We start from the raw sequence: 454 nt of genomic DNA, 5'->3' as shown, positions 1-454 counted from the left end.
CCCATGCCCCTGTGGGGCACAACGAAGGCATGGAAACATTGAAAAGAGAGGAGCCATGGATATTTTGATTATTTCCAAAAAACTTTAAAAAAGGAGGTAAATACCCATGGCTCCTAAAAAGAAAGATAACCAGGTTTTGAAAATTATTCATCCCACTTGTTGTGGCCTTGACGTTCATAAGCGCTTTATCTCAGCGTGTCTTCTACAAACTCTTCCTGATGGCTCTATAGAAGTCGAAGTTAGAGAATTTGAAACTTTTACCGATGATCTTGTTGCCCTGAGAGACTGGTTGATTGAAAAGGATTGTCCTATTGTAGCCATGGAAAGCACTGGTGTTTACTGGCAGCCTGTACACAACATTTTAGAGGGCTATGTGGAAGTGATCTTAGTCAATGCCAGGCATATCAAAAATGTCCCTGGACGAAAGATAGATGTTTCAGACAGCCGCTGGCTA

1 protein-coding gene is annotated in these 454 nt (G+C 41.9%); it reads left to right on the top strand.

Annotated features, from left to right (window positions below; translation table 11 throughout):
* Nucleotides 1-106: 106 nt before the first annotated feature.
* A partial coding sequence (locus tag TH606_RS10760; protein ID WP_157627919.1) for an IS110 family transposase occupies nt 107-454 on the top strand: 348 nt, incomplete at its 3' end.

Origin of the sequence: Thermodesulfatator autotrophicus, assembly GCF_001642325.1 — a bacterium.
Classification (GTDB): domain Bacteria; phylum Desulfobacterota; class Thermodesulfobacteria; order Thermodesulfobacteriales; family Thermodesulfatatoraceae; genus Thermodesulfatator; species Thermodesulfatator autotrophicus.
This window is presented reverse-complemented; position numbering and strand designations above follow the sequence as displayed.